This window comes from Petrimonas sulfuriphila (assembly GCA_038561985.1).
Lineage (GTDB): Bacteria > Bacteroidota > Bacteroidia > Bacteroidales > Dysgonomonadaceae > Petrimonas > Petrimonas sulfuriphila.
In genome coordinates this window covers 3,600,885-3,619,939 of record CP073276.1, presented here as the reverse complement: position 1 = coordinate 3,619,939, position 19,055 = coordinate 3,600,885, and the positions used below count along the sequence as shown (strand labels likewise).

Below are 19,055 nucleotides of genomic sequence, written 5' to 3'. Positions count from 1 at the left end.
GTTGCTTCTTGAAATTAAAAAAGTGCGGTGTCAGCACGTTAAACTCTGACGTAATTGTATGAAAAAGTTTTTTCTCTTTCTCCTGGGTTTTTCAGCCTTATTTTTTACTGTTGTTTCGTGTTCCAAAGAAGAAAGCAATAACGAATTGTCGGAACAGGAACAAAAGGAAGTTATACTGGCCATGTTTAATGCCGGTACCAAAGGTGTGAATCAAGGCATGAACAACGAAAGCGGTACGGGCACGAAATCTACGTTGCGTGCTGATTTTCGAAGCGCGAGTTATCCTGTTAAATACGATGGGACCTACGATTGTCCGGATGGGAAAGGGGGCAATATACATCTCGCGATTAACCTGGGTGGTGTTATCAATTATAACCTGGAGCCGTATCAATGCCTGGGAGGATTTATACTGATTAACATAGCTGAGACAATAAATCATTTTAGGGTACCCCTGACCAACGGCAGGGAGGTGTATCTGGACACTGACCAGAGTGTTACCTTTGCGGGAACATTTAAATTACAGCCTGGTTGTTCAACGTTCGATCCGTCTGGCTCACACTTTCGGATAGAAGGCCGTTATCGCTGCAACGGCATTGAATATGACGTTCTGTTGCTCGGATCCATCAAAGCCGACGGAACGTGCGACAGCATTAGCGGAACCGTCAACGGAATTATCCTGAGTTTTGATTTTTGACGGATTGGCCGTATCGGTTGACAGAGGCGTCATTTATGGCGCCTCTGCCGGTATTTGTCCGGTTGTCGCACGGCTTAAGGGCATTCCAAACAATTTATCCTCCGGTTTGTTTTATCAGGTACGGTGCTTTCGACTGGAGCGGAGTGAAAGCTGAATAAGTAATTTCTTAATGACCGCAAACAAAACAAACAACTATGAAACCATTTTTCAACCAACCTGTCGGGGAGGTGTTGCAACAGTTCAATGTATCTCCAGATCAAGGCCTTTCTTCTGCCGAAGCAAAAAAGAAACTCGAAGAGGCAGGGCCTAATCAGCTGGCGTCCAAGAAACAAAAATCCATAGCGGTAATCTTTTTTGAGCAGTTCAGAAGCAGTATGGTGGTTATATTGCTTATAGCCGCAGCTGTGTCGGGTGTTATCGGCGTGATGGAGGGAGAGGGGCTGACCGAAACCTTCATTATCCTTGCTATCCTTATCGTAAATGCTATTATCGGCGTGATGGAAGAAACCAAGGCTCAGTCATCGCTCGATGCCCTGAACAAGATGAGCGCACCGCGGTCAAAAGTATTGCGGGACGGTGAAGTGACGGAAACGGTATCTACGCAGCTTGTTCCGGGCGATATAGTGATTCTCGACACCGGTGATATTATCCCTGCGGATATGCGCCTTATCGAAGCGGTAAACTTGAAGATTCAGGAATCGGCACTTACGGGGGAATCGGTGCCGGCGGAAAAAAGTACGGAGGCAATTGATACGGAAGATGTTCCGTTGGGAGACCGTGACAACATGGCTTTTTCTACCGGTGTAATAACTTACGGTCGGGGAAAAGGAGTGATAGTTAGCACGGGAATGGATACCGAGGTGGGTAAGATTGCCGGTATGCTGCAAAGTGCACAAGAGACGGAAACTCCGATGGGAAAAAGATTGGAGCAGCTCGGAAAAATTCTGGGTTATGTGGCGCTTGGCATCTGTGTGTTGATTTTTGCCGTGGGTATGCTGTATGGAAATCATTGGCTGGAGATGTTTATGATGGCTGTAAGCCTTGCCGTGGCAGCTATTCCTGAAGGTTTGCAGATCGTATCGACCATTGTGCTGGCCATTGGTGTCCAGCGTTTGGTAAAGCTCAATGCCATCGTGCGTACACTGCCGTCGGTTGAGTCGTTGGGAAGTACCACCGTGATCTGCTCCGATAAGACGGGAACGCTCACACAAAATAAAATGACCGTGGTGGAAGGAATGGTAAGCGGAAATCGCATCGATTTCAGAAATCCGCCCGTTCCTGAAGAGTTAAGCGACGATGAGAGAATCCTGCTGAACTCATCGCTCCTTTGTACCGATGCCCACCTGAAAATGTTGCCCGACGGTACACACGAAAACGCCGGTGATCCTACCGAGACAGCTATTGTGGATATTGCTCTTGCCCTGAACCTGAACAAGAACGAAGAGGATCGGAAGTATCCGCGTGTTTCGGAAGTGCCTTTCGATTCGGAACGGAAGCGAATGGCTACCGTCAATCAGATGGCCGATGGGAAGCTGCGTGTGAACGTCAAGGGTGGCCTCGACGAAGTGCTGGCGGTTACCACGCACATCCTGATGCACGGGAAAGTCCGTACCATTACCGAAGAAGACATAACCACGATCCGGAACGAAAACAACCGGATGGCTAAATCTGCGCTGCGGGTTCTTTCCGTGGCGTATAGAGACATTGACCGGCTCCCAGACCGTGTAGATGCAGAGACCATTGAAAGAAACCTGGTGTTTATCGGTATGTTGGGGATGATCGATCCGGCCCGTCCCGAAGTGGTGGAAGCCGTAAAGAAATGCAAGACCGCAGGAATACGCCCGGTGATGATAACGGGTGATCATAAGGTGACAGCCGTGGCCATTGCCGCTGAGATCGGGATTTATACCGAAGGCGATAAGGCAGTGGCCGGAAATGTGTTGCAGGAAATACCCGACGAGGAACTTTATCGTGACATAGAGAAATACTCGGTTTATGCGCGTGTGGCACCCGAGCACAAGGTGAGGATAGTAAAAGCATGGCAATCACACGGAGATATTGTGGCAATGACCGGTGATGGGGTAAACGATGCACCTGCGCTTAAGCAGGCTGATATTGGCGTCTCAATGGGGATTGTGGGAACCGAGGTGGCTAAAGACGCATCGGATGTAGTGCTTACCGATGACAATTTTGCCACCATTGTTGGGGCTGTGGAAGAGGGCCGCCGCATTTACGATAATATTCTCAAAGCCATTCAATTCCTGCTCTCCGCTAATGTGGGCGAAGTATTGCTGATTTTTATCGCTTCTGTCTTCAACCTTGGAAATCCGCTTACGCCTATCATGATCCTCTGGATAAACCTGGTTACCGATAGCCTGCCGGCACTGGCGCTGAGCATGGACCCGGCAGAAAAAGATATTATGACCCGCCATCCGCGTGACCCGAAGCGGGGCTTCTTCACCCGGGGAATGACGTGGCGTATTTTCTACCAGGGAATGACCATTGGTCTGATCTCGCTGGCCGCTTACCGGATAGGATTCAACGATGGCGGACAACAGCTGGGGCAGACCATGGCGTTTGCTGTACTGGCTTTTTCACAGCTGCTGCACGTGCGTAACCTACATTCCAACAGGCGGTCGTCTTTCAGAACAAGCCCGATGAGCAACAAGGCGCTAGTGCTTGCCATTCTCGCGTCAGCTGTTTTGATGCTCATTGTATTGTTTTTACCCGCCATCCGTGACATCTTTAAGATTGTCGAAATGGATGGAGTTCACTGGCTGTATGTTGTCGGGCTGTCGTTTGTTCCGATTATTGTGGTAGAAGCGGTGAAATTACTGGGGATAAACCATACCCGGGATGAGTATTAATACAACTTGATTTGTTCTTACTATTTTTTGTAATAAATTGTAAAATGAGATGAAGATTTTATATCTTTGCGTTCGAAATTTGAAGTCATTTGTTTCAAATAATAAAAACATCTGCTCGTCGATAGTAATTCTCTAATTAACAATAAATAATGGGTAAGTACAAGATTAAAACCCTGAACGGAATTTCCGAATCGGGGTTGGAAAAATTCGGACAAAACTTTGAAGTAGGTGAAAAAATGGATGCACCGCATGGGATCATCTTACGCAGCGCATCGTTGCATGAGATGGAATTTCCCGATAGTTTGCATTGTATAGCACGTGCCGGAGCCGGAGTTAATAATATCCCCGTAGACAAATGCGCGGAAAAAGGAATCGTTGTTTTCAATACGCCGGGGGCCAATGCCAATGCGGTAAAGGAACTCGCAATTGCTGCCATGCTTTTGTCGTCGAGAAAGATTGTGGAAGGGATTAACTGGACACGGTCGTTAACAGGGGACGATGTGCCCAAGCAGGTAGAGAAAGGAAAAGCGCAATTTGTAGGACCGGAAATTCGCGACAAAAAGCTAGGTGTAATTGGACTTGGAGCTATTGGAGTAATGGTTGCCAATGCAGCGGTAAACATGGAAATGGATGTTTACGGATACGATCCCTATATTTCTGTTGATCATGCATGGGGTTTATCGCGTTCGGTGAAAAAAGCTAACGATCTGAAGAAAGTTTTCAAGCACTGCGATTACATCACGTTGCACATCCCTTTGACGGATGAGACAAAAGGTATGCTCAACAAGGAGGCGTTTGCTCAAATGAAAGAGGGGGTGCGGATAATCAATCTTTCCAGGGGAGAGCTTGTGAACGATGCGGACATGATCGATGCTTTGGAGGCCGGTATTGTGAGCGAGTATGTAACTGATTTTCCGAACGAAAAGATGATCAATGTCCCCGGTGTTATTCCTGTGCCGCACTTAGGTGCCTCTACTCCGGAAAGCGAAAACAACTGTGCCGTGATGGCCGTACTACAGACGAAGGATTTCCTGGAGAATGGGAATATCCGGAACTCGGTGAATTTTCCGGTCTGCGACATGGGTATCAGTATCGTAAAACACCGGTTGACTATTGCACACAAAAATATTCCCAAAATGCTGGGGCAGATTTCTGCCGTACTGGCTGAACAGGGCACCAATATTGCCAATATGATCAATCGCAGCCGCGGTGATTACGCTTACACGATGGTGGACCTGGAGGAAGAGATTACCGACGAAAACGTGAAACGCATCAAAGACATTGCGGGTGTCTTAAAAGTGCGGGTTATCTAGCTGTTTCTTACCGGTTACTCGTCTATAGAAGTAATCTCTACCAGCAGTTCGTCCTGCATGATCGATTGTCCCGGTGCAACATGTATTTTGCGGATTACACCGTTGCAACAAGCAGTGATTTCGTTTTGCATTTTCATTGCCTCGAGCCTCAATACCGGTTCGCCTTCGTTCACCAGATCGCCCTCGCTGACAAAAATATCGACAATTTTTCCCGGCATGGGCGATTTCAGGTTGTTGCCGGCTTGTACTTCAACTCCTTTATTGAGCAAATTACGTCGCAAGTAGGAGAAGATAGACTCGATGCTGAATTTGTATTCCACGCCGTTTACCTTTACCATGATCCGGTGCTGGTCGCGCTGGGTTATTTCGCACCGGTATGTGGCATCGCCCATACTGAAGGACGAAAAATTATTTTTGTGTTCAATGAAAAAAACGTCCTTTTCTTCACCGTTGATGATTGGTTTTGACTCTTTGGGCAAGTAGATTTTATACCTGTCGCCGTTGTCCCGCATGGCGATAAACAAGCGGGTGGCATCTCTTTTGTATACGTATGATGTTGCCATTTTGTTAATTACCGTTTATTTGTTAATTCTCTTGTTGAGTACCCAGACGTTGAGTGATTCGCTTTTGAACATTGGGGAATCGGACGAGTATTGGAGGTATTCTTTCGCATAAGTGATGGTCGCTGCCAGCGCTGCCATCATGGCTTCGTCTTCCGATTCGAGCATGTCGGTGGTGAAAACCGAGTCTATCCAGTGTGTGGTATACGTAGCTTCCCTGAATTCCTTGCTGCGCAGGACAGTCCGGCAAAACGGCACAGTTGTTTTCAATCCCGAAATTGAAAATTCTTTTAAAGCATTCAGGGTTTTATCGATACAATCGTCCCGGTTTTCGCCGTGAACGATGATCTTGGCAATCATTGAATCGAAGTAGGGGGTGACCACTGAGAAATCCTTAACGCCGGTTTCCACGCGTATATGATCTCCGTGTGGAAAGAAAACCCTTTCAATAAATCCGGTTTGCGGCGTGAAGCGGTTTTGCGGATCTTCCGTGTTTACCCTGCATTCGATGGCCCATCCGTTAAGCCTGATCTCTTTTTGTTTCAGCCGGAGTTTCTCGCCCAGGGCGATCCGGATCTGCCATTCGATCAAGTCTACCCCGGTTATCATTTCTGTGACAGGGTGTTCAACCTGGATGCGGGTGTTCATCTCCATGAAATAGTAGGATCCGTCTTCGTCGAGGATAAACTCGATGGTGCCGGCAGAGTAGTATCCAATGGATTGGGCAAACTTCACGGCCAGCTTGCCCATTTGTTCCCTTGTCTTGGAATCGATGCTGGCCGAGGGTGCTTCTTCGATCAGTTTCTGGTGTTTTCTTTGCAAGGAGCATTCCCTTTCACCCAAATGAATGACGTGCCCGTATCTGTCTCCAAGGATTTGAAACTCCAGGTGTTTGGGGTTCGTCAGGTATTTCTCGATAAAAATATCGCCGTTACCGAAGGCAGCCACCGCTTCATCGTAGGCCGATTTGAAGTGGCGCTCCATGGTTTCGGCTTTTTCCACGATGCGCATTCCGCGTCCGCCACCACCCGCTGATGCTTTAAGAATGACCGGGTACCCGATTGTGTCGGCGAACTCTTTGGCCACCTGTGCATCGGTAATGGCGCCTGCACTGCCTGGGACGAGCGGCATTCCGGCCTCGGCTGCCATTTTTTTTGCAATGGTCTTGATGCCCATGTTTTGTATCAAATCGGAAGAAGGGCCGATAAACGTAATGCCATTCTGTTCGCAGAGGGCGGCAAAATCCGGGTTCTCCGAAAGGAATCCGTACCCGGGATGGATCATGTCGATCTGATGCTCAAGAGCGAGCCTGACGATCTCTTCGGGATTGAGGAAAATGATGCTGCCGGTCAGGTTTTCCCGCACGGGAATGATTACATCGGCATATTCCAGGTACATGGCATCGGGCTCACGGTTACCCTGAATAACGCAGGTAGTTAAGCCTAGTTTTTTTGCCGACCGGATAATGCGTATAGCTATTTCACCTCTGTTGGCGATAAGAATTTTTTTATTCATGCTGTGATTCAGTTTTTTGCAGAGGCTGTCCAACAAGCCCCTGCGTCATATTACAACGGTATGTTTCCGTGCTTCCTCTCGGGTTGGGAATACTGTTTGTTGGCTAAAATATCAAAGGCGGTGATGAGCACCTGCCGGGTCTTCGAAGGCTTGATCACATCGTCGATCATCCCCAGTTCTTCCGCCTTAAACGGGTTGGCAATCTCGTCCTTGTACTTTTCCACCAGCTCCTTTTCAACAGCTTCCCGGTCGGAAGCTGCGGCAAGCTCAGCTTTGTTTACTATTTTAATGGCTCCGGCGGGGCCCATCACTGCAATTTCAGCCGTTGGCCAGGCGAAATTAAAATCGCCGCCGATGCCCAGGCTGTTCATCACGATAAATGCTCCGCCGTATGCTTTCCGGGTAATGACGGTGACCCGGGGAACCGTAGCTTCACAAAACGCATAAAGCAGCTTGGCCCCGTTGCGGATAATTCCGGTATGTTCCTGTTCAGACCCGGGCATAAATCCGGGAACATCTTCCAGCACCAGAATGGGAATGTTAAAGCTGTCGCAGAACCGAACAAAACGGGCGCCTTTTATGCTGGCGTTTATGTCTAATGTCCCTGCCATTACCTTAGGCTGGTTTGCCACTATTCCAATTGTTTTCCCATCCAGTCGCGCAAAACCGACGAGTATGTTTTGTGCAAATTTCTCGTGAATTTCGAGAAAGGTATTGTTGTCTACCAGGATATTGATGATATCCTTCATGTCGTACGGACGGTTCGGATCATCGGGAACAATCTTGTTCAGATATTCCTGACGCTCCGCATTGAAACTGACATCCATGGAAACAGGGACTGGATCGAAATTGTTCAGGGGAAGGTAGGCCAGCAGTTTGCGAACCTGTATGATGGCGTGTTCTTCGTCTTCGAACACGAAGTGGGCTACGCCGCTTTTCTCTGCGTGGATATTCCCTCCGCCCAGCTCATCCATACTGATATTCTGGTTAAGGACTTCCTTCACCACATCGGGTCCCGTAACGAACATGTACGACGTTTTGTTGGTCATAATCACAAAATCGGTCATGGCGGGAGAGTACACCGCACCGCCAGCGGACGGGCCAAGAATAACGCTTATCTGCGGAATAATTCCGGACGAACTGACGTTGTTTCTGAAGATCCGCGCGTAAGCCGATAAACTGTTGATGCCTTCCTGAATCCGCGCGCCGCCGCTATCGATCAGGCCTACACAGGGAGACCCGAACTTAAGCGCCATCTCCTGAACCTTGGCAATTTTCATCCCGTGCGCAAAACCCAGTGATCCGCCCATTACGGTAAAATCCTGGGCATAAGCAAACACGCTGCGTCCCTGTATCAATCCACGCCCTACCACAACTCCATCTCCGAATGCATTTTGAGTTTTTTTAATCGCTTTAGCCGGCTCAACGAAAGTATTGAGTTCGAAGAAGCTCCCTTCGTCGAACAACACGTTTAATCTTTCGCGTGCAGTAAGTTTGAGCTTGGCATGCTGTTTTTGTACGGCAACCTCTTCCATTTCCTGCAAAAACTGCCTCCGTTGCTCGAATATTTTTCTTTTGTTCATATGATTTTATTGACGGTATAGCAAACAATAAACAGCTGGATAAAAAAAAAGTTTCTTAATGCGTATCGAAAAGCTTGAAATGGATAATATTTGGTTTAATCCGTGCCGGGAAAATTTTTTTAATAAAAATTATTACCTTTACCGGGAGAACAACCTTTTTCCTTCTCCGAGCATTGATACGGGCGGAACTCCGGGACCCGTATCCGGAACAGGAAGCTATAGTGGCAGAGAGAACATGAAACAATACCGGAAAGGAATCGAATAATCAACTCTATTCAAATGAAGAGGATCCTGCTTTTTTTTATCGTGTTAATACATATTACAGCCGTAAGTTCCCAACACAATTCATGGCCCCGGCCTTCCGTCGAATGTAAGCCGTGGACACGCTGGTGGTGGTTGGGAAGCGCGGTAGACCCACCCAATTTAAGCTATAATCTCGAAGAACTGGCCAGAGCGGGCATGGGTGGAGTAGAGATCACGCCGATCTATGGGGTAAAGAACGGTGAACCCCAGTACATAAACTATCTCTCTCCGAAATGGATGGAAATGCTTTCCCATACCGTATCCGAAGCGCACCGGCTGGGCATGGAGGTAGACATGAATACGGGAACCGGATGGCCTTTTGGGGGCCCCGGTGTAACGGTTGAGGATGCAGCAACAAAAGCACTGTTTCAGGAATATAAAGTGAAGGGAGGTACAAGAATGGAGATGAAAATCACGATCGGGGATGAAGAACAGAGAAAAGTGGCATACCTGTCTAAGCTGTACGCTTTTTCCGATGACGGCCAAAAAACAGACCTGACTTCCTCCGTGGGTCAGGACGGCATTTTAGATTGGCTGGCACCGGCGGGGAACTGGAGGCTGATTGCGTTGTTTGTCGGGAAGACATTTCAGCAGGTAAAGCGTGCTGCGCCGGGTGGCCTGGGGTATGTAATGGATCATTTCAACAAAAGTGCCGTAAAAAATTACCTCAACAGGTTTGACGATGCTTTTTCTCGCAGTGGCGCCCCGCGGCCGAACGCATTTTTCAACGATTCTTACGAAGTTTACGGAGCAAACTGGAGTCCCGGCTTTTTGGAGGAATTTGAACAGCGAAGAGGATATAAGCTGGAGGAATACCTGCCCGAGTTATTGGGTAAAGGACAAACAGATACCTCCCGTAGAGTGATTTCCGATTACCGGGAAACGATGGGAGAGATGTTGCTGGAAAATTTCACGGTTTCCTGGACGGAGTGGGCAAACAGGCACGGTGCTACCACTCGGAACCAGGCACACGGATCTCCGGCTAATATCCTGGATCTTTATGCTACTGTGGACGTTCCCGAATGCGAGATTTTTGGAATAACGGGTTTTGATATTCCCGGATTACGAAAAGACAGCCTGATTAAAATAAATGACGGGGATCCGGTAACCTTGAAATTTGCCAGTTCGGCTGCCCACATTTCGGGGAAAAATTATACCTCATCGGAAACGTTTACCTGGTTAACGGAACATTTCAGGACTTCACTGGCGCAATGCAAGGCTGAGATAGACCAAGTGTTCACTTCAGGGGTAAATCATGTTTTTTTTCACGGAACACCTTATTCACCCCGGGGGGCTGCCTGGCCGGGCTGGCTTTTTTACGCATCGGTGAACCTGTCGCCTACCCAACCGATCTGGAAAGATGCACCTGCTTTTTTCTCCTACATAAACCGGGTGCAATCGTTCCTTCAATACGGAAAGCCGGATAACGACCTGTTGGTCTATTTTCCGGTTTACGATATCTGGTACGAGCAGCAGGACGATTTCTACTTCGCTTTTTCCATACACGGCTTACGCGAAAAACTTCCCCGATTTTATCAAACGGTTGAGAAAATAAGAACGGGCGGCAGGGACGTGGATTATATTTCAGACCGGTTTATCCGGTCGTCGTCAGTCGAAAACGGACTTATTAAAACGGCTGGCGGTGCTACATACCGGGCGCTTGTCTTGCCTGCTGTAAGATTTATGCCGCATGAGACCCTGGAGAAGATTTACGAATTGGCTACCGAGGGTGCAAAAATCATTTTCGTTGATCAATACCCCGGCGATGTTCCCGGTTTAAACGACTTAAGCGGCAGAAGACAAAAGTTCATGCGATTGATCTCCCGGTTTCCCCGGGCTGATTTTCAGAAAACAGCCCGGAAGAAAACCGGTAAGGGTGAATTTATTACCGGTACGGATTACCCAAAACTGTTTGAAACGGCGAAGATCGGTCACGAAAGTTTTGTACAGGAATTCAGGGGGCAGCTGGTTCGAAGAAAGAACGAAACAGGTCATCATTACTTTTTTACGTTGTTGACCGATAACGAGATCGACGGTTGGGTACCCCTGGCCGTCGAGGCCCGGTCGGCCATGTTTTTCAATCCGATGGACGGCAAATCGGGAAAAGCGTTGTTGCGTAAAGAAAAAGGAAAAACCGAAGTATATATGCAGCTGAAACCGGGTGAATCCGTTGTTTTGAAAACCTTTGCCCACGATGATGTGGTTGTCCCGGAATGGATGTATTCCCGGGATTCCGGGAAAGAGTTCAGGATTACGAACGGTTGGAGTCTGGAGTTTATGGAAAGTGAACCTGCCATTCGGGGCGTTTTCGGAATAGACAGCCTGATGTCTTGGACGGAAATCGGAGAAGAACGTGCGAAAAGAAATACGGGAACAGCACGTTACCGCGTGAAATTCACGATAAACAAAGTTCCCGGAAGGGAGTACCTGCTTAACCTGGGTGATGTGAGGGAAAGTGCGTGCGTGTATGTGAACGGAAGGGAAGTAGGAACCCTTTTTGCCGTTCCTTTTACAACCCGTATCGGCAGGTACCTGAATAACGGTGAAAACCTGCTTGAAATCGATGTTACGAACCTGCCCGCAAACCGGATTTCGGATTACGACAGGCGGGGAGTTCAGTGGCGTATTTTCAACGATATCAATGTGGTGGACGTAAATTATCAACAGACACTTTACGATAAATGGGAAACGTTACCTTCGGGTTTACCGGGGCCGGTTACTGTAAAAGAAGTTTTACTAACCCATGACCTTTCCGACAGCGTCGTCTACCTGGGCAATGGATTCCAACCCTAACGTCATGCAATGGATGTTGGCCTCGGTAAGCGCAAACTTCAACGACTGTTCGCGTTCACCGTCACTTACGTGACGGCCTTCACCGAAAATCTTCATGCCTATAACCCCTTTTCCGTTCTTCCGGGCTTTTCCCAGAAGTTCTTTTACCGCATCGGGAGTCCCGTCCATGAGGCTTTGAAACGGATTGATGCGCGCCATGATGACATCCACCCACGGGTTGTCTACTGCTTCAACCATGGCATCCCAGTTGTGGCAGGAGACTCCCACCGCTTTGATGATACCGTCTTGTTTGGCTTTCGACAATCCATCCATATAATGCCTGCGGTTCTGGCTCCAACCTCCCTGCATCAGGCAATGCATCAGTACAATATCTATATACCCGGTGCCGAGCTCCTGGCGGTAACGGTCCAGGGATTCCTGTACCGGAATGTTTTTGTCCGATCCGTCTTCATACGTCCAGATCTTTGTCAGCAGGGTGATTTTTTCACGGGGGAGGTTTTTTATTGCTTCACCGACATACGGGTGCGATCCGTACGAGTCGGCCATATCGAAGAACCGGATACCTCTTTGGTAGGCATGGTGAGCTATCTCGACAAATTTCTCCATACCTAACCGGGTTTGGTTTGATGCCTTTGATCCTCCCCGGGAACCTGTACCCAAAGCAATACGTGACACGTTCAGCCCTGAGTTTCCCAGTTTAACCCGGTCAACGGTAATTTCGGGGGTATATGTTAATTTCAATAAACCCGGTCCGCCCACGGTTAACCCGGCAAAGCCTGCCAGCCCGGTACGGATAAATTTTCGACGCGATAAATTTTTCATGAGTTTGTCCGTTTTTCTTTTGCTTTTAAAATGTTCGACGTCTCAAAAATACACAATAAATTCATAAATGCAAGCGTTAAAGGGTTTTTATCGTGAATTTTAACCCTGATCTGCACTGTTTCGTTTGCCTTGATCTCCTTTTCATTTGGAGGGTATATAAATTTTTTTTTACCTTTGCGGACATACTCAAGGATGAAAAGAGCAATTGGAATAAGTTTGATGTTTTTAGCCAATATGGTTTTATTGGCTCATGTGTTTATTCCGCATCACCATGCGCTTTCTGAATCCTGCAGTATATCTTATCATCAAAGCAATGCGGCGCATCATTGCCGGCACCTGGATAGCAAAGCCAATTTCTCTGAAAACGACAGGAATGCTCACCGGGAGTTAGGGTTGAAAGATTGCCTGCTGGACAATATCTACATCCGCTTTGTCAATGACAGCCACACTCTTCACTCCGGAGGAGATGATGTGGAGGGTGATTCTCCGTTTTCAGTACTGTACCTTCCCGCAGATTATTCCAACCGGATTGAACCGGAAAGTACACCGCTTCCTTTCCTGCGAAAACCGCATTTAATCTCTTTATATACCAGCCATATAGCTCAATCCAAAGGATTACGAGCTCCTCCTTTCTGCTGATTTTTACCGTTTTTTTACGATCAACTTCCGGAATAACTCTTTCCGGTTGATTATTCATCTCTTTTTATATTCCATTAAAATCAGTTACAATGAAATTAACTTATTTGGTTTCAGCGTTGTTTCTGGCGGTTGCAACCTTGTCTTGTAACCGGAACAACGATCAGGACCTAGACCACGGCCACGTGGATAATCTGCAGCTGATTTCCTACAGTGACGGCTTTGAAATGTTTGCAGAGGCAACTCCCTTTGCTGTTGGTCACGAAAGCGAAATCCTTGCTCATTTCACTCGTTTGGAAAATTTTAAACCGCTGGAAAACGGAAGCGTAACGGCAAGCCTGGTTGTAGGTGACGATACCGTAAGCCAAACCCTCGATTCACCCATGCGCCCGGGAATTTTCAGATTTACCCTGAAACCCGGGGAGAAAGGAGAAGCAAAGCTGCTGTTCAACGTGAAAATATCCGGTAAAATATCGCAGCTTACCGTTGAGGGAATCACCGTGTTTGCCGACCTGAACGACGCTATACATGCGGCAGAGGATGCGGTGATTACAAGCAGCAACGGTGCTGTTTTTACCAAAGAACAAAGCTGGAAGGTTGATTTTGCTACCGAAGAGATCCGGAAGGAGCCTTTCGGACAGGTCATCCGGACGATCGGGCAAATCCAGCCGTCGCCGGGCGATGAACGTATTGTCGTGGCAAAAACTGGAGGTGTGGTGCTCTTTCCCGGAGATGATGTGGTGGAGGGGAGAGCTGTGGGTGCGGGAGAAACGTTGTTTACCATCGATGGCAGCGGCATGGCCGACAACAACCTCTCCGTCCGTTTCTCAGAGGCTAGGAACGAGTATAGCCTGGCCAGGGCAGAATACGACCGCAAGGCTGAACTGGCGAAAGACCGGATTGTTTCGCAACGCGAGTTGCGGAGGGCAGAAACCGAAATGGAAAATGCCCGGGCAAATTTCAATAACCTGCAAAAGAACTTCTCTGCCGGGAAACAATCGGTGAATTCACCCATCGGCGGGTTTATTGCGGCTGTCCTGGTACGCAACGGAGAGTATGCAGAAGCCGGACAGCCTGTTTTAAGGGTTTCTCAAAACAGGAACTTATTTGTTAAAGCGGAACTGCGGCCCAAATATTTTGAAGAACTCAACCGTATTTCCACCGTTACTTTCCGCTTTATGGAAAACAAAGCAACCTACACGCTGGAAGAGCTGAATGGCCGTGTAGTTTCGTTCGGAAAATCGGCCGACACGGGCAATCCCCTTCTTCCGGTACTGTTTCAGGTTGACAACCGGGCCGGTTTTATTCCCGGTAGTTTTATCGAAATGTTTATCCGGACGCAGGCGGGAGAAGAGGTGTTGACTGTTGCCAATGAAGCGGTAGTGGAGGAGATGGGCAATTATTTTGTGTATGTTCAACTGACTCCCGAACTTTTTGAAAAACGTTTGGTGAAAAGAGGACGGACCGACGGGCTTCGCACAGAAATCACGACGGGCGTTTCGGAGGCTGAACGTGTTGTCAGCAAGGGAGCTATCCTGGTCAAGCTGGCACAGGCTGCGGGTGCAATCGATGTTCATTCCGGCCACGTTCATTAATTAAAGATCCTGAATTATGCTGAATAAGATAATAAACTATTCACTCAACAACAAGCTTTTTGTGTTGTTGGGTGCGGTTCTTCTCATTGTGGGCGGTTTATTCACGACCCAGAAGATGGATGTGGATGTGTTCCCTGATCTGACTGCCCCTACTGTTGCTGTTATGACGGATGCCCACGGCATGTCTGCCGAGGAGGTTGAGCGTTTGGTGACTTTTCACATTGAAACTTCCGTAAACGGTGCTACCAACGTACGCCGCGTACGCTCGGCGTCGATGCAGGGATACTCCTTTGTCTGGGTTGAATTTGACTGGGGTGCCGATATTTTTAAAGCGCGCCAGGTGGTGAGCGAGAAAATGGTTACGTTGGGCAGCGTATTGCCCGAAGGTATTGTTCCGGTACTCGCCCCACAGTCGAGCATTATGGGCGAAATCCTTTTTATCGGATTGAAGTCCGACAGCACCTCGCAGATGGAATTGCGTACTTTAGCGGAGTGGGTGGTGAAGCCGGCAATCCTGGCGACGGGAGGCGTCTCACAGGTTACGATTATTGGAGGGGATTACAAGCAGTACCAGCTCCTGGCCGATCCGCAGAAGATGGATTTTCTGGGAGTGAGCATGAATGAACTGGCTCAGGCCGGGAGAAGTTTTAGCGCTAACTCATCGGGAGGTGTTGTCCGCGACTTTGGAAACGAATACATGATTCGAGGAATGGCCCGTTCCAACGACCTGGAGGAACTGGGGAACACGCACATTAAAACCGTGAACAACCGGCCCGTTGTAGTGTCTGATGTGGCAGAGGTAGTGATCGGGAGCGCGGTGAAGTACGGATACGCTTCCGAGAATGCTGAACCTGCTGTGATAATAGCCGTTTCCAAACAACCCAACATCAACACGTTAAAAGTAACTGAAAATATTGAAAAGAACCTGGGGGAGATTGGAAAGTCGTTGCCTCGGGATGTGGTTATGAATACCCGGATATTCCGTCAGGCCGATTTTATTGAATCATCTGTCAGAAATGTGGGGAGCGCTATGTTAGAAGGAGCGCTGTTTGTGGTTGTCATCCTTTTTCTTTTTTTAGCGAGTTTTCGCACGACGATCATCTCCATCGTGGCCATCCCGCTTTCATTGTTCGGAACGGTTATCGTCCTGCACTTTCTGGGGATGAACATCAACACGATGACATTGGGAGGAATGACTATTGCCATCGGTTCACTGGTGGATGATGCCATTATTGATGTGGAGAACGTGTATAAGCGGTTAAGACAAAACCATCGAAAGCCCCGGGAAGAGAGGAGGCCGGTATTTGATATTGTGTTGAACGCGTCCATTGAAATTCGCGCATCCATTCTTAATGCGACATTGATTATTATGGTGGCCTTTATTCCGTTGTTCTTCCTTACCGGAATGGAAGGACGTATGCTGAAACCGCTTGGTGTTGCATTTATCGTCGCGCTGTTTATGTCGTTGATTGTCGCCATGACAGTCACTCCGCTGATGTGCAAACTGTTGCTCTCCAACGAAAAGTACCTGGATAAAAACAAAGCAGACAGCTGGCTGACGGTCAGGCTGACAAGCCTTTATGAAAAATCACTCGAATGGGTGCTCCGGAACAAGAAGAAGGTGCTTTATCCTACGATTGGCTTGTTTCTGGTTTCGGTTGGCTTGTTCTTTACCATGGGGCGAAGTTTCTTGCCGGAATTTAACGAGGGAGCCCTGGTAATAACGGCAGTGACCAAACCCGGAGTTTCGCTGGAGGAAACCAACCGGTTGGGAGACCTGATGGAAACAGAGTTGCTGAAGATCCCGGAGGTGGCCAGCACTGCACGTCGTACCGGACGTGGTGAACTGGACGAACATTCGCAGACGAGCAACAGCTCCGAGATTGATGTGCAGTTCAGATTGACAAAAAGGAGCAACGAGGAGTTTATGAAGGAGGTCCGCAACGTATTGGCGGCTGTCCCCGGAATGGCGGTGACCGTGGGACAACCGCTCGGACACCGCATTGATCATATGCTCTCGGGAACGCGGGCAAGCATAGCCATAAAGCTTTTCGGTACCGACCTGAGCGATTTGTTTATGCTGGGCAACCAGATTCAACACTCGATAAAAGGGATTGACGGCTTGGTGGATGTTTCGGTGGAGCAACAGACGGAGACGCCGCAACTGCAACTGAGGGCTAACAGGGGAATGCTCTCGAAGTACGGTATCTCGGTAGAAGACTTTAACCGGTTTGTGGAACTGGCCTTTGCCGGGGAGAAGTTAGCCGATATTTACGAAGGGCAGCGTAGCTTTGAGCTGATCTTGCGGCTGAACGGGAACTACACCGAAAGTATCGATCGGGTCCGTTCGGCGTTGATTGATGTGGGCAGCGGCCGCAAAGTGCCGCTGGAAGAGATTGCCGATATTGTTTCAGTTGGCGGCCCAAGCAGTATTTCGCGTGAAAATGTGCAGCGCAAGATTGTCGTTTCCGCAAATACGTCGGGACGCGACTTGAAAAGTGTGGTGGATGATATCCGGCAAAACATTGAGGAGAATGTCGTCTTGCCCGAAGGCTATAGGATTGAGTACGGTGGGCAGTTTGAGACAGCGGCAAACGCTACACGCACGTTATTGATTGCATCGCTTCTGGCAGTTTGTGTCATCTTCTTGCTGCTGTACGGAGAATTCAAGGACCTGACTCTCTCGGCCATCGTTTTGCTCAACCTTCCGCTGGCATTGATTGGTGGGGTCCTGGCTGTGTTTTTTACTTCCGGTGTTATCAGCATACCGTCCATCATCGGTTTTATTACCCTTTTTGGTATTGCCACGCGAAATGGAATCTTGCTGATATCGAGGTATCAGCACATGCAGCAGGATGGGGAGCCTCTTCACCAAAGGGTGTTGCACGGTTCCACCGATCGTCTTAACCCCATTCTGATGACTGCGCTCACGGCTGCTCTGGCTCTTGTACCCCTTGTTTTTCAGGGCGGGAAACCCGGAAATGAAATCCAAAGCCCCATGGCTGTAGTTGTGCTGGGCGGTTTGCTTACCTCCACTCTCCTGAATATTTTTATTGTTCCCATCGTGTATGAAACAATAGAGAAAAAAAGAAAAAAATGAAAGCTTTTATTTTTATCATCCTTTATATTGCTCCTTTTGTGGCTCTTGCCCAAGACAGATATACCGCTGTTTTGCAGCGTATTGAAACAAATAATACCACCTTGGCTGCATTACGGGAACAAACGGAAGCGCAGAAAATCGAAAACCGTACCGGGATCTATATCTCTAATCCGGAAGTTGAATTCAATTACCTTTGGGGAAATCCCGCGGCTATCGGCCGTCGTACCGATCTTGCGGTTACTCAGTCCTTTGATTTTCCAACGGCTTACGGCCATCGCAGAAACATTGGCGACCTGCAAAGCAGGAATGCCGATCTCGCTTACAAGGCAGAACGAACCCGCTTGTTGCTTCAAGCCAAGCAAACCTGTATTGATCTGGTGCATTACAATGCCCTGGCAAAAGAATATGGGATACGCCTGGAGAATGCACAAAGGATTGCGGACACTTACCGCATCAGGTTGGATAAGGGTGATGCGGATATTCTCGAGTACAATAAGGCCAAGCTGAACCTGACCGCCATACAAACCGAACGGGCAAAGGTAGAGGCTGAACAGGTAGCTTTGCTGGCTGAACTGAAAAGAATGAACGGCGGAAAGGAAATCTTTTTTACACAGGATGAGTTCACTCCTCCGGTACTTCCTGCAGATTTCGAAGAATGGTATTCGAACGCGGAAGCGAAGAATCCCGTATTGCAATACGTAAAAGGAGAAGTCAATATAGGAAAGGAACAGGTAAAGCTGAGCCGTGCCTTGTCGTTGCCTAAGTTCACAACCGGGTATATGAGTGAAACAGTGGTTGGAGAGCAATTCCGGGGTATTACGCTGGGAGTCTCCATCCCGCTTTGGGAGAACAAGAACAGGCAACGGCATGCACAGGCCCAGGTAAAGGCTTCGGAAACGGCACTGGAGGATACCCGGCTACAGTTCTATACCCGGCTGCAGGGCCTTTACCATAAAGCATCGATATTGCAGCAAAACGCATTGGAACTTCGCCGGTCGATAACGGAAAACAGGAACGACGCGCTCCTGAAAAAAGCGCTGGACAGCGGAGAAATTTCCTTGCTGGATTACCTGATGGAGATCGGGTATTATTACGATGCCGTTATACAAGCGTTGGTAGTTGAGCGCGATTACGAGCAGGCTTTGGCGGAATTATCCGCAGTGGAACTATAATACGTGGTTCCTGTGTCCAAAACAATTTATTTGATCGATTGTTTTATAGTAAAAACCAAGTATCATGAATCTATTTAAAAAAACGGGCATCATCATTGCCTT

At 48.3% G+C, this 19,055-nt stretch carries 13 protein-coding genes; 9 read left to right on the top strand and 4 right to left on the bottom strand.

The window, feature by feature from the left end; all coding sequences use genetic code 11:
* The first annotated feature begins 58 nt into the window (after positions 1 to 58).
* From KCV26_15360 to KCV26_15350, 3 genes are all read left to right on the top strand, one after another.
* Positions 59 to 694, top strand: a complete 636-nt coding sequence (locus tag KCV26_15360; GenBank protein WZX36648.1) for a hypothetical protein — start codon at positions 59 to 61, stop codon at positions 692 to 694.
* Positions 695 to 888: 194 nt separating this feature from the next.
* Positions 889 to 3,561 carry a calcium-translocating P-type ATPase, PMCA-type gene (locus KCV26_15355; GenBank protein WZX36647.1) on the top strand — a complete coding sequence of 891 codons (2,673 nt, stop codon included), beginning with the start codon at positions 889 to 891 and terminating at the stop codon, positions 3,559 to 3,561.
* 149 nt (positions 3,562 to 3,710) lie between these two features.
* Positions 3,711 to 4,874: a phosphoglycerate dehydrogenase gene (locus KCV26_15350; GenBank protein WZX36646.1), complete on the top strand. Its 1,164-nt coding sequence runs from the start codon at positions 3,711 to 3,713 to the stop codon at positions 4,872 to 4,874.
* Between the two features lie 14 nt (positions 4,875 to 4,888).
* On the opposite strand, the gene KCV26_15345 is transcribed toward KCV26_15350, so the two are convergent.
* From KCV26_15345 to KCV26_15335, 3 genes are read right to left on the bottom strand one after another with little or no spacing between them, the layout of a single operon-like run.
* Positions 4,889 to 5,437, bottom strand: a complete 549-nt coding sequence (locus KCV26_15345) for a hypothetical protein (protein ID WZX36645.1) — start codon at positions 5,435 to 5,437, stop codon at positions 4,889 to 4,891.
* A gap of 15 nt (positions 5,438 to 5,452) precedes the next feature.
* Positions 5,453 to 6,949 (bottom strand): acetyl-CoA carboxylase biotin carboxylase subunit, encoded by a 1,497-nt coding sequence (locus KCV26_15340; GenBank protein WZX36644.1) that lies wholly within the window; start codon positions 6,947 to 6,949, stop codon positions 5,453 to 5,455.
* A gap of 50 nt (positions 6,950 to 6,999) precedes the next feature.
* Positions 7,000 to 8,532: an acyl-CoA carboxylase subunit beta gene (locus KCV26_15335; GenBank protein ID WZX36643.1), complete on the bottom strand. Its 1,533-nt coding sequence runs from the start codon at positions 8,530 to 8,532 to the stop codon at positions 7,000 to 7,002.
* A 58-nt stretch (positions 8,533 to 8,590) separates the two neighbouring features.
* Here KCV26_15335 and KCV26_15330 point away from each other — a divergent pair, with 58 nt between their 5' ends.
* Complete coding sequence (locus tag KCV26_15330) at positions 8,591 to 8,797, top strand: hypothetical protein (GenBank protein ID WZX36642.1); 207 nt, start codon at positions 8,591 to 8,593, stop codon at positions 8,795 to 8,797.
* Positions 8,798 to 8,811: 14 nt separating this feature from the next.
* Positions 8,812 to 11,628, top strand: coding sequence for a glycosyl hydrolase family 2 (locus KCV26_15325; protein ID WZX36641.1), 2,817 nt, complete (start codon positions 8,812 to 8,814; stop codon positions 11,626 to 11,628).
* On the opposite strand, the gene KCV26_15320 is transcribed toward KCV26_15325, so the two are convergent.
* A complete protein-coding gene (locus KCV26_15320) occupies positions 11,572 to 12,450 on the bottom strand; it encodes an aldo/keto reductase (GenBank protein WZX36640.1) in 879 nt (292 codons plus the stop codon). The genes KCV26_15325 and KCV26_15320 overlap by 57 nt on opposite strands.
* A 192-nt stretch (positions 12,451 to 12,642) precedes the next feature.
* On the opposite strand from KCV26_15320, the gene KCV26_15315 reads away from it, so the two are divergent.
* From KCV26_15315 to KCV26_15300, 4 genes are all read left to right on the top strand, one after another.
* On the top strand, positions 12,643 to 13,089 hold the full coding sequence (locus KCV26_15315; GenBank protein WZX36639.1) for a hypothetical protein: 447 nt from the start codon (positions 12,643 to 12,645) through the stop codon (positions 13,087 to 13,089).
* A gap of 89 nt (positions 13,090 to 13,178) precedes the next feature.
* Positions 13,179 to 14,681, top strand: a complete 1,503-nt coding sequence (locus KCV26_15310; GenBank protein WZX36638.1) for an efflux RND transporter periplasmic adaptor subunit — start codon at positions 13,179 to 13,181, stop codon at positions 14,679 to 14,681.
* Positions 14,682 to 14,697: 16 nt separating this feature from the next.
* On the top strand, positions 14,698 to 17,781 hold the full coding sequence (locus tag KCV26_15305; protein WZX36637.1) for an efflux RND transporter permease subunit: 3,084 nt from the start codon (positions 14,698 to 14,700) through the stop codon (positions 17,779 to 17,781).
* Positions 17,778 to 18,953, top strand: a complete 1,176-nt coding sequence (locus KCV26_15300) for a TolC family protein (protein ID WZX36636.1) — start codon at positions 17,778 to 17,780, stop codon at positions 18,951 to 18,953. The genes KCV26_15305 and KCV26_15300 overlap by 4 nt, the downstream gene beginning before the upstream one ends.
* Positions 18,954 to 19,055 lie beyond the last annotated feature (102 nt).

Coding starts and splice junctions, on each gene's coding strand:
- KCV26_15360 (WZX36648.1), top strand. CDS start 59: ATGAAAAAGTTTTTTCTCTTTCTCCTGGGTTTTTCAGCCTTATTTTTT.
- KCV26_15355 (WZX36647.1), top strand. CDS start 889: ATGAAACCATTTTTCAACCAACCTGTCGGGGAGGTGTTGCAACAGTTC.
- KCV26_15350 (WZX36646.1), top strand. CDS start 3,711: ATGGGTAAGTACAAGATTAAAACCCTGAACGGAATTTCCGAATCGGGG.
- KCV26_15345 (WZX36645.1), bottom strand. CDS start 5,437: ATGGCAACATCATACGTATACAAAAGAGATGCCACCCGCTTGTTTATC.
- KCV26_15340 (WZX36644.1), bottom strand. CDS start 6,949: ATGAATAAAAAAATTCTTATCGCCAACAGAGGTGAAATAGCTATACGC.
- KCV26_15335 (WZX36643.1), bottom strand. CDS start 8,532: ATGAACAAAAGAAAAATATTCGAGCAACGGAGGCAGTTTTTGCAGGAA.
- KCV26_15330 (WZX36642.1), top strand. CDS start 8,591: ATGCGTATCGAAAAGCTTGAAATGGATAATATTTGGTTTAATCCGTGC.
- KCV26_15325 (WZX36641.1), top strand. CDS start 8,812: ATGAAGAGGATCCTGCTTTTTTTTATCGTGTTAATACATATTACAGCC.
- KCV26_15320 (WZX36640.1), bottom strand. CDS start 12,450: ATGAAAAATTTATCGCGTCGAAAATTTATCCGTACCGGGCTGGCAGGC.
- KCV26_15315 (WZX36639.1), top strand. CDS start 12,643: ATGAAAAGAGCAATTGGAATAAGTTTGATGTTTTTAGCCAATATGGTT.
- KCV26_15310 (WZX36638.1), top strand. CDS start 13,179: ATGAAATTAACTTATTTGGTTTCAGCGTTGTTTCTGGCGGTTGCAACC.
- KCV26_15305 (WZX36637.1), top strand. CDS start 14,698: ATGCTGAATAAGATAATAAACTATTCACTCAACAACAAGCTTTTTGTG.
- KCV26_15300 (WZX36636.1), top strand. CDS start 17,778: ATGAAAGCTTTTATTTTTATCATCCTTTATATTGCTCCTTTTGTGGCT.